General features: G+C 75.7%; 9 protein-coding genes and 3 tRNA genes. 2 read left to right on the top strand and 10 right to left on the bottom strand.

The annotated features are described in order from the left end of the window. Nucleotides 1-2: 2 nt before the first annotated feature. From AB0L00_RS44235 to AB0L00_RS44190, 10 genes are all read right to left on the bottom strand, one after another. Nucleotides 3-707, bottom strand: coding sequence for a TetR/AcrR family transcriptional regulator (locus AB0L00_RS44235; protein WP_364443961.1), 705 nt, complete (start codon nt 705-707; stop codon nt 3-5). A 110-nt stretch (nt 708-817) separates the two neighbouring features. After that, on the bottom strand, nt 818-1,996 hold the full coding sequence (locus tag AB0L00_RS44230) for a VWA-like domain-containing protein (RefSeq protein ID WP_364443959.1): 1,179 nt from the start codon (nt 1,994-1,996) through the stop codon (nt 818-820). A 2-nt stretch (nt 1,997-1,998) separates the two neighbouring features. After that, nucleotides 1,999-3,303 (bottom strand): AAA family ATPase, encoded by a 1,305-nt coding sequence (locus tag AB0L00_RS44225; RefSeq protein WP_364443956.1) that lies wholly within the window; start codon nt 3,301-3,303, stop codon nt 1,999-2,001. A 14-nt stretch (nt 3,304-3,317) separates the two neighbouring features. Beyond that, complete coding sequence (locus AB0L00_RS44220; protein ID WP_364443954.1) at nt 3,318-5,207, bottom strand: ankyrin repeat domain-containing protein; 1,890 nt, start codon at nt 5,205-5,207, stop codon at nt 3,318-3,320. Beyond that, nucleotides 5,201-7,051 carry a hypothetical protein gene (locus AB0L00_RS44215; protein ID WP_364443953.1) on the bottom strand — a complete coding sequence of 617 codons (1,851 nt, stop codon included), beginning with the start codon at nt 7,049-7,051 and terminating at the stop codon, nt 5,201-5,203. The genes AB0L00_RS44220 and AB0L00_RS44215 overlap by 7 nt, the downstream gene beginning before the upstream one ends. After that, nucleotides 7,048-8,178 carry a gala protein gene (locus AB0L00_RS44210; RefSeq protein WP_364443950.1) on the bottom strand — a complete coding sequence of 377 codons (1,131 nt, stop codon included), beginning with the start codon at nt 8,176-8,178 and terminating at the stop codon, nt 7,048-7,050. The genes AB0L00_RS44215 and AB0L00_RS44210 overlap by 4 nt, the downstream gene beginning before the upstream one ends. 2 nt (nt 8,179-8,180) lie before the next feature. Then, nucleotides 8,181-9,734, bottom strand: coding sequence for an SDR family NAD(P)-dependent oxidoreductase (locus tag AB0L00_RS44205; protein WP_364443947.1), 1,554 nt, complete (start codon nt 9,732-9,734; stop codon nt 8,181-8,183). Nucleotides 9,735-9,746: 12 nt separating this feature from the next. Next, nucleotides 9,747-9,818, bottom strand: a tRNA-OTHER gene (locus AB0L00_RS44200). 167 nt (nt 9,819-9,985) lie between these two features. Further along, nucleotides 9,986-10,058 (bottom strand) — tRNA-Trp (locus tag AB0L00_RS44195). Between the two features lie 26 nt (nt 10,059-10,084). Then, nucleotides 10,085-10,157, bottom strand: a tRNA-Cys gene (locus tag AB0L00_RS44190). Nucleotides 10,158-10,371: 214 nt separating this feature from the next. On the opposite strand from AB0L00_RS44190, the gene AB0L00_RS44185 reads away from it, so the two are divergent. Further along, nucleotides 10,372-11,865, top strand: a complete 1,494-nt coding sequence (locus tag AB0L00_RS44185) for a hypothetical protein (protein WP_364443945.1) — start codon at nt 10,372-10,374, stop codon at nt 11,863-11,865. 128 nt (nt 11,866-11,993) lie between these two features. After that, nucleotides 11,994-13,256: an SGNH/GDSL hydrolase family protein gene (locus AB0L00_RS44180; RefSeq protein WP_364443943.1), complete on the top strand. Its 1,263-nt coding sequence runs from the start codon at nt 11,994-11,996 to the stop codon at nt 13,254-13,256. Nucleotides 13,257-13,506 lie beyond the last annotated feature (250 nt).

Raw genomic sequence — 13,506 nt, 5'->3', positions numbered from 1 at the left:
CCTCAGCGGGCCGGCGGCTCGTAGGTCAGGCCGATCGAGGCCATCAGCTCGATGAGCATCTGGTCGTACATCGGACCGTGGTCGTCGATGCCGACCCCGAGATGGCCGAAGATCTCCAGGCAGACCCCGGCGTAGATGCGGTGCCAGCAGGTCAGGAGCGTCCAGATGGCGCCCAGCGGCAGGTCCAGCCCGGTGGTCTTCCGGTAGCTCGCGAGCTCGTCGCGCAGGGCGGGGGCGAGCGACTCGTCCGGCAGGACGGGGAACGGCCGCTGCCGCCAGAGCTCCTCGAACAGGCCGCCGAACAGGTGGGCGAGCCGCACGACCCAGGTCGCCGATATCTCCCCCTGGGCCCGGCCCGTCGCCTTATTCGGCGTCCCGAACAGGAACGCGAACTCCGACGGGTGCTCCAGGGCCCAGGTACGGATCGCGTTGGTCGCGCCGCTGAGCCGGGCGAGCAGGTCGTGAGACGGGTCCGCGGCCGCCTGGAGCGTCGTGACCAGATCTTCGATGAGGTCGTCGGCGACGGCCCGTACGAGGTCGTCGTGGCTCTCGTAGTACCGGTAGATGGCGGGAGCGGTGATCCCGACCTCGCGGGCGATCGCGGCCAGGGTCATCGCCGCCGGCCCGTCGGCACCGAGCAGCCGGCGCGCGGACGTCCGGATGTCCCGGTCGAGCTCGGCCCGCAGGCGCTCGCGTCGTGTGGTCATCGCGACCCGGCCCCCCTTGTCGATCCTGGTCCGACCAGGCTAGTCCCGGCGGGCGGCACGAGCCGTCCGGGGGCGCGTCCCGGACCCTCCCGGCGGCCCGCCGCGGCCGGTCAGCCCAGGTCGGTGACGTGCACGGCCTCGACCCAGGCGGGCGGGGACGGCGGGTCGGCGCCGATCAGCGCGGCGATGATCCGGGACGACGCCGGCTCCTCGGGCCACGGGGTGAAGCCGTCGGTCAGCACGACGACGACGCCGGGGCGTTCGGGCAGACCGAGCGCGGACCGGATGCCCACCCGCATGTCGGTGCCGCCGCCCCCGGCGAGCTCCACCTGCTGCGCGGAGGTCACCCGCGCGGCCGTCTGCACGTCGGCGTCGCAGGCCAGCACGGTGACCCGGTTGCCGCCGACGCCGACCTCCCGCAGCACGCCGGTCACCTCGGCCAGGGCCGCCGCCAGCTCGTCCTCGCCCATGGACCCGGAGGTGTCGATGACGATCGCCACGACGGGCAGGGGCCGGCGCAGGCTCGGCAGCACGACGCCACGGAGGGCGGCGGTGCGCCGGGACGGGCGGCGGTAGGTGTAGTCGACCGCTCCGGCGGCCCAGGCCACCGCCTCCCGTACGGCGCCCGCCAGCACCCGGCGCCAGTCGACCGACGGCTCGAGGACCTGCTCGGCCCAGCGCCGCCAGCCCCCCGGAAGGTCGCCGCGATTGCGGAGGTGGGCGCGCATCGCCTCGGCGGTGTGCCGGCGCAGCGCCTCGGCCTCGACCGAACTGACGCCGCCGGGTCCGTCCGCGTCGGCGATCTCCCAGTCCGCCGGCGCGCCGTGGGCGCCGGACCCGCAGTCGGAGCAGGTCACCGACGGAGGAAGGTGGGGAAGGTACGTCTCGAACAGCTCGCCGGTGGCCAGCCCGAAGGAGCGGGGCTCCACCCGGCCGGCCGGCAGCGTCAGCCCGTCGGCGAGCAGGTCGTCGTTGATCTCGCAGTCCTGGGCGACGTTCACGCGCAGCCGGTCCCGCCGGTCGGCGGGGGACAGCCGGTCGGTGCGGCCGTGGTGGTCGCGGAGCAGGTGCGCCACCTCGTGGATCCACACGCCCGCGAGCTCCGGCACGGGCGTGGCGTCCACGAACGCCGGGGACACATAGCATCGCCAGTGCCGGTCGACGCCGATGGTCGGCACGCCGGTGCTCGGCACGACCGTCAGCGAGTACAGCGCCGACGCGAGGTACGGCCGGTCGGTGGCGGCGCGGTACCGTGCGGCGAGCAGCTTGACCCGGTCGAGTCCGGCCATGCTCAGGCACCGCCCGGCAGCGCGCCGGACAGCTGGAGCAGGTCGATGAACGCGTCGATGCCGCTGGGCACCGGCCAGTCGGTGTCGCGCAGCACGGCCAGGTCGGCGGCGGCCCGGGCCGCCACGTCCGGCACTCCCGCGTCGACCGCCTTGGCCAGGACCGTCCAGCCCGCCTCCCAGCGCCGGCGGGTGAGGTTCGTCTGCACCGCGGAGACGACGGCGGTCAGGAACGCGAGCTGCCGGTCGCCCCGCTCGGGCAGCGCGAACGCGTTCGGGTCGGCCAGCACGCGGTTCGGGTCCGGGAGGTCGAGCTCTTCGAGGTAGGAGAGCAGTTCCAGGCCGGTGCCGTCCCCGACCGCGCCGACCACGGCGGCGGCGACCGCCTTCTGGTCGGCGCCGGTGGCGTAACCGGTCGCGAGCAGCCGCAACGTCATCTCCCAGGTGCGCGGCGACGGCCAGCCGCGGCCCCGGCCCTCGGCGTCCTCGGGCAGGTGGTGCGTCAGGCCGGGCCGCGCGGTGAGGAACCCGGAGATCGCGCCCCGAGCGCGGGCGACCGCACTGGGTACCCGGCCCGGGTCGACGCGGGGGATCGTGATCTCCGGCCAGGTTCCGGCCATGCCGCGCGCGACCGTTCTCGGGTCGTGCGTCCACTGGAGGTGGACGAACCGGTTGGCGAGCGGCGGGCTCAGGTGCCACCCGTCCGCGGCGCTCGACGGCGGGTTGGCGGCGGCGACCACGCGGACCGTTTCGGGCAGGGTGAGGCTGCCGACCCGGCGTTCGAGCACGACCCGGAGCAGGGCCGCCTGCACGGCCGGGGGAGCGGAGGACAACTCGTCGAAGAACACGAGGCCGCGCCCTGCCGTGGCCAGCCGGACCGCCCAGTCCGGCGGGGCCATCGGCACGCCCGAGGCGGCGGGGTCGTCTCCGATGATCGGCAGGCCGGCGAAGTCGGACGGCTCGTGCACGCTGGCGATCACGGTCTCCAGCGGAACGCCGAGCCCGGCCGCGAGCTGCTGGAGCGCGGCGGACTTGCCGATGCCGGGTTCGCCCCACAGCAGCACGGGCAGGTTCGCGGACACGGCCAGGGCCAGCGCCTCGAGCTGCGGGTTCGCGGCCGGTTCCGTCCGCCGCGCCCCGAGCCGGCGCACCAGGTCGTCGGCGGCGTTCAGCGGATCCCCGGCGAAGGAACGGTCGGCGGCGCTCAGGGAATCCGCGGCGGAGGGGCGACCGGTGGCGCTCGGGGAATCCGCGGCAGGGCGGTCGGCGGTGGTCGGTTCCTCGGTGGACAGGTGGTCGGCTGCGCTCACGCGTTCTCTTTCTCTTACGACCGGCGCCAGCGGCCGTGGCCGACGCCGGGGTGGTCTCGGTCCAGCGCCTCGGCGAGGAAGGCCAGGTCCGTACGCCTGCACCGATGAATATGGTCGCGTATCGACGACCCCCAGCGGTCGGTGACGTCGGGCCGCGCACCGGCGTCCAACAGCGCCCGCACGACCGGGACCGGGGCGGAGCGGTACACGGAGAGGAGCAGCGGGGTGCTCCCGTCCTGGTTCACGGCCTCGATCCCCGCACCGGCGGCCAGGAGCGCCCGCACCAGGTCGGGCGATCCGTCGCCGCTGACCGCGGCGTGCAGCGGGGTGGAGTCGTAGTGGTCACGGACGTCGATGTCCAGGCCGGCCGCCAGGAGCCGCGACAGCAGCCGTTCGTGATCGAGGAGGTGGAGCACGTGCAGCAGCGTGCGCCTACCGCCGTCGCGGATGTGCGGGTCCATCCCGGCGTCCAGGAGCCGCAGCACCCCCGACGCGTCCCCGTGCTCGGCCCGGGCGAACAGCTCGCGCCGCTGCGCGCGCAGGGCCTTCGGCAACCGGCCGGTACCGGACCGCACCACCGGCAGCACGGCGAAGCAGCCGGTGACGGCGCCGCCGAGCGCTCCCATGGCGCGTTCCCGCCGCCGCTCGTCCTCGTCGTGCGGGATCTGGAGCGTCCCGTCCCGGAAGGCGGCGACGTGCCATTCGCCGCGGCACCGGACCCGTACGGGGGCGGGAACCGCGGGGGCCGGCGGGCCGATCGGGCCGCCGGAGTCCGCGCGGCGCGGGAACAGCGCGGCGCGGACCAGCGGATGGAGGTGGTCCGGCTCGGTGTCGCCGTGCCGCAGCGCGTCCAGGTCCGGCAGCCGCCGCCAGCACGGCTCGGGCAGGACCGGGACTCCCTCGGCCTGCTCGGAATCGACGACCCAGGCCCGCAGGCCGCCATCGTCCTCGACCTCCACCAGCAGGACGCAGCGCCAGTCGTGCACGGACGGCACCTGGAACCGGCGGCCGAAGCCCCGGTCGGCACGCCGCCGGATCTCCGGTCCGAGACGGGCCAGGGCGAAGGGGACCCTCTCCAGCATGGCCGACGGCCGGGCGTGCGGCGGCCAGGCGCCCGGCCGCTCGGTCGAGGTGGCCCAGCGGGTCCGGTGCCGGGAGGCGTCCAGGTGGATCCCGGCTGCGGCGAACGCCGCCTCCACCTCGCCCGCCTCGTGCAGCAGGGTGACCCATTCGGTGTGCCCTGCCGGGTCGCCGGGGCCGGGGTCGGCGGCCGGCAGCGCCCGGGGAGTCCCGTCGGCCTCGAAGAACGGCGCGCGCTCCGAGCCCCCGCAGCGCGCGAGCAGCTCGCCGGCGCGGCGTGCGTCCCACAGCTCCCGGATCAGGGTCCAGTCGTGCAGCAGCCACGGGTCCTCCGGCAGCCACGGCCTCCGTGCCCGGTCCTCGGACCGGACCGGGCCGAAACGCAGCACGAGACGCTGCGGCGCGTGCGGACTCGGAGGCGTGGTCACGTGCAGCAGGGCCGGGGCGCCCGTGGACCGGTCGCCGTAGCCGCCGAGCACCACCTGCTGGGCGGAACGGATCGTCGTCTGCGCGTAGCGGCCCCGGGGAACGTGCCAGCGCAGCAGGTCGGGGGCGAGGTTGAGGAGGTCGTCCTCGAGTTCGGCGGCGACGGCGGCGCCGTACTCGTCGGCCACGTCGGCGAGGTCGAAGGCGACGTCGACGCCGGCGGCCGCGCAGGCGCCCCGCCAGTCGCCGGCGAGCCGGCGTTCGGTGGCCTGCTCGATCATCGACCGGGGCACGGCGTACCGCCGGATCCGGCGCAGGCTCCCCGCCTCATCCGGCGGATAGGACGCCGACCGGGCGCGGCGCCGCCGGGGGACGGGCGTGCTGATGGCGTTCACCATTCCTCGGTGAGCTCCGGATGGTCGCGCTCGATCCGTTCCACGAGGAAGCCCAGGTCGTCGCGGACGTGCAGTTGGAGGAGCCGGTAGATCGACATCTCCTCCTCGTGGATCTCGCCCTTCAGGTCGATCCGCGCGCCGGCGTCGAGCAGCGCCCGCACCAGCGCCGGCGAGCCGTCCCCGCAGATCGCCGCGAACAGCGGCGTCCGCTCCTCCACGTCGCGCGCGTCGATGTCCACGCCCGCGGCCAGGAGCCGGGCGAGCAGACCGTCGTGGTCGAGGAGGCCCAGCCGGTGCAGCAGCTCGCGGCGCTTCGGGCCCACGCCCCGGACGTCGACGCCGGGGTCCAGCAGATGCAGCAGGTGCAGCAGGGTGCGCCGCCGGCCGTCGCGGATCCGGGGGTCGACACCGGCGTCGAGCAGCTCGACGACTCCGGGCAGGTCGCCGTGCTCGACCCGGGAGAACAGCTCCCGTCGCTGGTCGCGCAGCGCCTTCGGCAGCCGCCCGGCGCCGGACGTCCACGTCTCCCGTACGGCGAAGCAGCCGGCGACCGCGCCGCCGAACGCCCGCATCGCGCTCTCGCGCCGCTGCTCCTCCTCGTCGTGCGGGATGCGGAGGACGCCCCCATCGGAGGACACCTCGTGCCAAGCGTCCCGGCAGCGCACCCGGACCGGGGCGGGCGGCTCCGGGCCGGGCGGGCCCACCGGGCCGTCGGCGGCCGCGCGGCCGGGGAACAGCGCCTCCCGTACGAGCGGATGCAGCCGCTCCGGCGGAGTGCCGCCGTCGCGCAGCAGGTCCAGGTCGGGCAGACGGCGCCAGCACGCCTCAGGCAGCACCTCGGCGTCGTCCGGCTCCCGGCCCCCCTCGTTGGCGACGACGCGGGCCCGGACCTGTGAGGGACCGGCCTCGAGGATGACGGCGGCGTAATGGGTGTACGGGATCCAGAAGCGGTCCCGTCCCGTCCGCTCCGCCAGCCTTCGGATCTCCGCCTCCAGCCGCGTCAGGGCCAGGGGCATCCGCTCGAACACGTCGAGCGGATGGACCTCCTTGACGCTGAAATAGGGGTCGATCTCGACGGGTTCGGCGTCCAGGGCGATGCCCGCCGCGGCGAAGGCCGCCGCGACCTCGCCCCTCTCGTGCAGCAGGGTGACCCACTCGGTGTGCGCCGCCGGATCGGCGCGGCCAGGGTCGGCGGCGGGCAGCGCCCGGGGAGCGCCGTCGGCCTCGAAGAACGGCGCCCGGCCCGCGTCTCCGCCGCAGCGTTCGCGCAGGTCGCCGGCGTGCCGTGCATCCCACAGGTGCCGGGCGGTGCTCCACTGCTGGACGAGGCCGTGCCAGAACGCGCAGTAGGGGACGTCGGTGTCCAGAACGACGTAATCGGCCGACGCGTGGCCGAAGTCGAGGGTCAGCCGCTGTGGGCCGTGGACCATCCAGCGCGGCGTCCGGACGAACAGCGAGCGGAGCGCCGGCGAGGGGGCGCCGGGCGGCGCCCCCGGCGCGCTGAGGACGATCACCTGGTCGGGGACGATCGTCGTACGCCCGCGGTCCAGCCGGGGCAGGTGCAAGCGCAGCAGGTCGGGGGCGAGGTTGAGGAGGTCGTCCTCGAGTTCGGCGGCGACGGCGGCGCCGTACTCGTCGGCCACGTCGGCGAGGTCGAAGGCGACGTCGACGTTGGCGGCCGCGCAGGCGCCGCGCCAGTCGCCGGCGAGGCGGCGTTCGGTGGCCTGCTCGATCATCCAACGGGGCACGGCGTACCGCCGGATCCGGCGGAGCCGGGACGCCTCGTGCGGCGGATGGGACCGCGACGGAGGCCGGGGCGGCAGCCCCGGGACGACGGTGGAACTCACCGGTACAGGCTCCCGATCGCGTGCACGTCCGGATGAGGCCCGGACACCGGCCGCAGCCGGGGTGCCAGGGCGCGTTTCACCCGGCGCGGCACCCCCGGCCCGAACCCGACGAACTCCAGCCGGGTGTCATCCGGAACGGCGGCCAGCACCGCCTTGGCGCCATGGCCCGTGATCCCCGTGTGGCGCAGGTCCAGGTGGCGCAGCGGGCTGCCGGGCAGCGCGGCGGCCAGCGTCGCCGCGCCCGCGTCGCCGGTGACGTTGGCGGGCGCTCCCAGGGCGCGCTCGGACGGCGGGCGTCCCAGGTCCAGCGCCTCGATGCCGTGGAGGGCGCCGGCCAGCGCCCGCGCGCCGTCCGGGCCGATGCCGTTGCCGCCGAGGCCGAGGCGCACGGGCCGTGCCGGGTCGGCCGCCGCGGCGAGCGTCGCGACGCCGTCGTCGCCGAGGTGGTTGGCCGGGGCGTACAGTTCGCGGACTCCCACCTCACGGACCAGCGCGGCGAGCGTGTCCGCCGACTCGGGACCCAGCCCGTTGCCGCCGAGGAACAGCCGCTCGACCGGCGCCGGCCGCTCGGTGAGCGCGGCCAGCAGGGCCCGCAGCCCGTCCACGGTGAGCCCGGTGTTGACCAGGTCCAGCGTGCGGATCGTCGTGTTCCGGCGCAGCATCGCGGCGAGCGCGCGCACGCCGGCGTCCCGCACCGGGTTGCGCTTCAGCCACAGGGCGTGGACGGTGGTGTCGTCGGCCAGCCGGTCGGCGAGCGCCTCGGCGCCGGTCGCGTCGATGCGGTTGCAGCCGAGGTACAGCGTCCGCAGGCCGTGCCCGGGGACCAGCGCGGCGGCGACGGTTCGCGCTCCCTCGGTCCCGATCGCGTTGGTGCCGAGCAACAGGTGCGCGGCGTGCGGCGAGGCCGCCGCGACGGGGAGCAGTAGGGCCGCGCCCGCCGGGCCGAGGCCCTGCTTGCACAGGTCGACCCGGCCGTCCGGGCGTACGGCGCCGAGCGGGAAGGTCTCGTCGGCCGCCACGGGGGCCGGGGCGGCGAGCCGGTCGAGCAGCGGCGCCAGGTCCGCCGGGTCGGCGGGCGGCACGTCGGGATGCTCGATCGCGGGGCAGCGTACGGGCGTCGGCTCCATCTTCACCAATCCACCGGTCGGTAGTCCTTCAGGAACAGGCCGGACAGCCGTTCGCCGCCCACTCCGCGCACGATCGGGTCGTAGACCCGCGCGGCGCCGTCGATGACGTCCAGCGGCGGGCGGAACCCGGCCTCGCGCTGGGCGATCTTGTCCGGATGGGGGCGTTCGTCGGTCACCCAGCCGGTGTCCACGCTGGTCATGTAGATGCCCGAGGCCGCGTAGTCGGCGGCGGACGTACGCGTCAGCATGTTCAGCGCGGCCTTGGCCATGTTCGTGTGCGGGTGGCGTACGGTCTTGAACCCGCGGGAGAAGCTGCCCTCCATCGCCGAGACCTGCACGACGTAGCGGTCCGGACAGGGAGACGCCTCCAGCAGGCCGCGCAGCCGGGCCGTCAGCAGGAACGGCGCGAAGGAGTTCACCATCTGGACCTCCAGCCACTCGGCCGGGTCGACCTCGTGCAGCCGGAGACTCCAGCTGTTGCGGTCCCGCAGGTCCAGCGGCTGCCCGGTCTCGTCCGTGCGACCGGACGGGAAGAGCGCCTCGATCGCGTCGTCCCTCGTCTCGATCGCGCCGCCGGCCGTGGTGCGGACGGGGCCGGTCGCCGGCGCCGGCGCGTCGGCGGGAGGCGCCGAGCCGTCGGGCGCCGGGAGCCCGGACGCCGCGGCGCCCGGCAGGGCCGAGACCTCGAACGCGAACCCGGCGGGCGTGGTGGCCTGCCGGGCGTCGGTCACGTCGATCCGCGCGGCGAGGCCGGTCAGCGGAGCGCTCTCGGCCTCGCGCACCGCACGGTGGTACGCCGCGGGCCGGCGGATGGTCTGCGCCGCGTTGTTCACGAGGATGTCGAGGGACGGGAAGCGGCCGTGGACGGAGTCCAGCAGGTGCGCGACGGCGGCCAGGTCGAGCAGGTCGACACCGTGGACGTGCAGCCGGTCCAGCCAGCCGGCGGCGTCGGGCTCGGCCGCGAACCGGCGGGCGGCGTCCCGGGGGAAGCGGGTGGTGACCAGCACCTCCGCGCCGTCGCGCAGCAGTTTCAAGGCCACCTGGAAACCGATCTTCACCCGGCCGCCGGTCACGACGGCCCGGCGGCCGCGCAGGTCGCACCGGGCGTGCCGGCGGGCGGCGTTCTCCTCGGCGCAGGCCGGGCACAGCAGGTGGTACTCGGGATGCGCCTGCCCGTACGAGGTCTTGCAGACGTAGCAGCGCCGGGTGCCGGCCAGTGGGCGCGCGGGCCGTGCGGACCGCTCCTCCACCGGGTCGGGCCCGGACGCGGGGTCCTGCTCCCGGAACCGCGCGGACGCGGCCATGGCCTCGCGGTCGTGGCGCCTGCGGTCGGCGCGGCGAATCGCCTTCCGCGCCTTCTTGTCGGCCTGGTAGAGCTGCGCGGCGGCCTCGCGGACGGCCGCCCAGCGCGGATCGTCCGGGTGCGTCCCGCGAGCCCGCGTGAGCACCCGAAGGCACGCGTCGATCTCGGCGTCGCCGGGGCCGGCGCCGGACCCGGCCCGCGCCTCGGTCAGGTCCGGATCGACCACCTCCACCGACACCCCCGCCGATCGCATGACGAAAAGGGGCAAGGCCGGCCGGATTCGAACCGGCGTCCTCCAACCCGCTGTAAGGCGCGACGACCTCTGCGCTACGGCCTTGCCGTGGGAGAGCGTAGCGAACGACCCGGACATTGCAGGAACGGCTCGCGATTTCCGGCCTTTCCCGTAAAACGCCGCCGGCGCGGGGTGCACCCGGGCCGGTCGGACGGCGGGTACGGGCGACCGGGCAGGCAGGACGGGGCCGGAGCGGTCGAGGTAGGGGAGGGCGGAGCCGACCGGAATCGAACCGGCGTCCTCCCGCTGTGGCGTCGGGCGCGACGACCTCTGCGCTACGGCTCCGCGGAGCGAGCCTAACGGACACGGGGCAGGGCCGACCGGAATCGAACCGGCGTCCTCCCGATGTGCAGTCGGGCGCGACGACCTCTGCGCTACGACCCTGCGGGGGCGAGCGTAACGGATGCGGGGCGGCCCTGTGGGGGGCGAGGGTGACGGGGGCCAGGCCGCGGCCCTGCCGTCGCGAGCGTACGGGGAGCCGACGCTCCGTGGAGGGCCGCCGTTCAGCCGTCGGACATCGTCCGTTCGTCGACCCGCACGACTCTTGGGACGTCCAGGGGAGACTCCGGCCGCGGCCGGACGGCGAGACGGGGGTCGGGTGAGCACCCGGATGCTGCCGCGACCGGCCGATCGGGCGGTGCCGAAGCCGGCCGACCTCATCCGCCGTCCCGCCGCCTGGCTGGTCGCCGTGGCCGTGGCCCTGGCCGCGCTCGAGTTCGCCGTCGTCGTACGGCACGGCACCGTCGGCTGGGACGAGGCCCTCTACATCACCCAGGTGAGCCCGCGGATCCCGGCGGCCTTCTTCAGCGCGCCCCGCGCGCGCGGCATCACGTACCTCATCGCGCCGGTCGTGTGGGTCACGGGATCGGTCGTCGTGCTCCGGGCCTACCTCGCCGTCGTCGGAGCGGCCGCGATCGTCCTCGCCTACACGCCCTGGCTCGCGGTGACCTCCCGCCGGGCCGTCGTGCCGCTGGCGGCGCTCCTGTTCAGCGGGCTGTGGGTCACCGGCTATTACGTCTCCGAGGTCATCCCGAACTTCTGGGTCGCCGTCGGGGGAGTGGCCCTGGCCGGCTGGTTCGCGCGGTACGTCGTGACGGGCGGCCGGGGCGCCCTCGTCGGGGTCGTCCTCGCGGGGGCCGTCACCACGCTCATGCGGCCGGGGGACGCCTTCTGGATCGCGCTGCCGCTGTCGATCGCGGCGTTGGCGATGCGGAGGCGGCGGCGCCCGGTCCTGATCGCCGCCGTCCTCGCGGGCCTCGCGCTCGGCGCCGCGCAGTGGATCGCCGAGGCGTACCTGCGCTACGGCGGACCGCTCGCGCGGCTCAGCAGGTCCAGCGCCATCGAGGGCGGCATCGCCTGGCATCCGCGCGGACTGCTGTACGAGCTGTCCGCCGTGAACGGGCCGCTGCTCTGCCGTCCCTGCGGGGTCGGCGTCCAGCGTCCGGGACTCACGCTCTGGTGGGCCGCCGTTCCGCTGCTCGCCGCCGGCGGCCTGGTGCTGGCGGCCCGCGCCCGCGCCGTGGGCCCGGTCGCGGTCGCCGCCGCCTGCGGTGTCTCGGCGGCCGTGCCGTACCTGCTGCTCCTGGGATACGCCGCGCCGCGGTTCCTGCTGCCCGCGTACGCGCTGCTGGCGCTGCCCGTCGCCGAGTGCCTGACCCGGCTTCCGGCGGCCGTTCCCCGTCTTCGCCGGCCGCTGGCCGGCCTGATCGTCATGGCCGTGCTGGCTCAGCTCGGCTCCCAGGGGATGGCGCTGTCGCGGCAGGTGCGGGAGAACGCGGCCGAGCGCCGGACGTACGTGCGCGGCGCGGCGGCACTCGAACGGCTCGGGTTGCGCCGGCCCTGCCTGCTCAGCGGACCGCGGTCGGTGCCGGTCGCCTTCTACCTCGGCTGCGGGACCGGGGAGATCGGCGGCGTTCTCGCCTCGACCACCCCCGCGCGGCTGCTCGAGACCGCGCGCCGGGAACCGACGGGGATCCTGTCGCCGGGCACGCCGCCGCCCGGCTACGCCGCCACCTGGGTCGCCCACCCGCTGTCCGGGCTCGGGCGTCACTGGCGGGTCTATCTCCCGCCCTGGTTCGCGCCGCCGCGCTGAGCCGGCGCGGGCACGCGGCCGCATCCGGCCGTCCCGGCCACTGGGGGCGCTCCGACCATTGTCGGCGCCAGATGATCACTTTACCTTCAGTGTCAGAAAACGCTTTCTTTTCCTCGAAAGGTGGGCGCATGCCGAACACACGGAGGCGCGGACCCGCAGGCGTACGGGTCCTGGTCGCGGCGGTCCTGGGCCTGGCGTCCGCCGTGGCGGTCGCGCCGGCGGCCGTCGCGGCCCCGGCCGTCCCGCCCCGCCCAGCGGCGCACGCCGGGCAGGGCTGGGTCGGAGCGTGGGAGGCGTCACCCGCCGTGGGCCTGTCCTCGCCCGCCGGTGCGCAGTCCGGCTCCTCGATCCGCCAGGTCGTGCACCTCAGCGCGGGCGGCGCGGCCGTGCGGATCCGGCTCTCCAACCGCTTCGGCACCGCTCCGCTGACCCTCGGCCACGTCACGGTCGCCGTACGGGCCGCGGACGGCGCGCAGGCGGTCTCCGGAACGCTGCGCGAGGTGACCTTCCACGGCGCCCCGTCGGCGACCGTCCCCGCCGGCGCGGACGTCACCGCCGATCCGGCCGTTCTGCCGGTACGGCCCGGCGCGGACCTTCTCGTCACCGCGTACCTGCCGGTCGTCTCCGGGCCGGTGACCACGCATCCGCTCGCCCAGCAGACCTCCTATTACGCCCCCGGCGGCGACCACGCCGGTGATGTCTCCGGGGACGCCTACACCGGCACGTTCGGCCGGTGGTACTACCTGACCGGCGTCGACGTGTGCGACCCGCCGATGCGCGGCAGCCTCGTCACCCTCGGCGACTCGATCACCGACGGCGCCGACTCCACCGCCGGGGCGAACCACCGCTGGCCGGACTACCTGGCCCGCCGGATCCAGACGCTGCCGCTCTCCCGGAGGCTGGGCGTGCTCAACGCCGGGATCAGCGGCAACCGGCTGCTGCTGGACGGCGGATCGTACGGCGTGAACGCGCTCGCCCGGTTCGACGAGGACGTCCTGTCGCGGGCGGACGTCCGTACGATCATCGTGCTCGAAGGCATCAACGACATCCAGCAGAGCCCGCACCAGACCGACCCCGCCAAGATCACCTCGGCGTACGAGACGATCGCGGCCCGCGCCCACGCCCGCGGCATCAAGGTGATCGGCGCGACGCTCACGCCGTTCAAGGGCTGGTCGGTGTACGACGACACGCTGGAGGCCACGCGCGAGGCCGTGAACGCCTACATCCGCAGCAGCCGGATCTTCGACGCCGTCATCGACTTCGACGCGGCCACGCGCGACCCGGCCGACCCCCTCGCCCTGAGCCCCGCGTACGACTCCGGCGATCACCTGCACCCGAACGACGCGGGCTACCAGGCCATGGCCGCGGCCATCGACCTGACCCGTCTCTGAGGTTCCCGACCGGAGCGGACGATCCGCTCGGTGAAGGCCGCCGCCGCGCGACCTGACGCGGTGGTTCGCGCACGTCGGCGGCGGCGGTCACCGAGCGTTCGGTACCCCGACGCGCCCGTGCGCGGGGGGGGGCGGCCGGGCGGGGGCGGCGGGGGGTCGGCGGGGGCGGGGGGCGGGCGGGGGGGCGGCGCGGCCGGGGCGGCGGGCCGGCCGGGCCGGCGCCGGGGGGCCGGGGGGGGCGGGCGCGCGC

The organism is Actinoallomurus sp. NPDC052308, from assembly GCF_040679195.1.
In the GTDB taxonomy this organism is placed as follows: domain Bacteria; phylum Actinomycetota; class Actinomycetes; order Streptosporangiales; family Streptosporangiaceae; genus Actinoallomurus; species Actinoallomurus liliacearum.
The sequence above is the reverse complement of the archived record's forward strand: the minus strand, read 5'-3'. Positions and strand labels throughout refer to the sequence as shown.

Bases quoted from the DNA above. Each gene is read 5' to 3' on its own strand.
- AB0L00_RS44235 (WP_364443961.1), bottom strand. From the start codon at position 707: ATGACCACACGACGCGAGCGCCTGCGGGCCGAGCTCGACCGGGACATC.
- AB0L00_RS44220 (WP_364443954.1), bottom strand. From the start codon at position 5,207: ATGGTGAACGCCATCAGCACGCCCGTCCCCCGGCGGCGCCGCGCCCGG.
- AB0L00_RS44210 (WP_364443950.1), bottom strand. From the start codon at position 8,178: ATGGAGCCGACGCCCGTACGCTGCCCCGCGATCGAGCATCCCGACGTG.
- AB0L00_RS44205 (WP_364443947.1), bottom strand. From the start codon at position 9,734: ATGCGATCGGCGGGGGTGTCGGTGGAGGTGGTCGATCCGGACCTGACC.
- AB0L00_RS44230 (WP_364443959.1), bottom strand. From the start codon at position 1,996: ATGGCCGGACTCGACCGGGTCAAGCTGCTCGCCGCACGGTACCGCGCC.
- AB0L00_RS44180 (WP_364443943.1), top strand. From the start codon at position 11,994: ATGCCGAACACACGGAGGCGCGGACCCGCAGGCGTACGGGTCCTGGTC.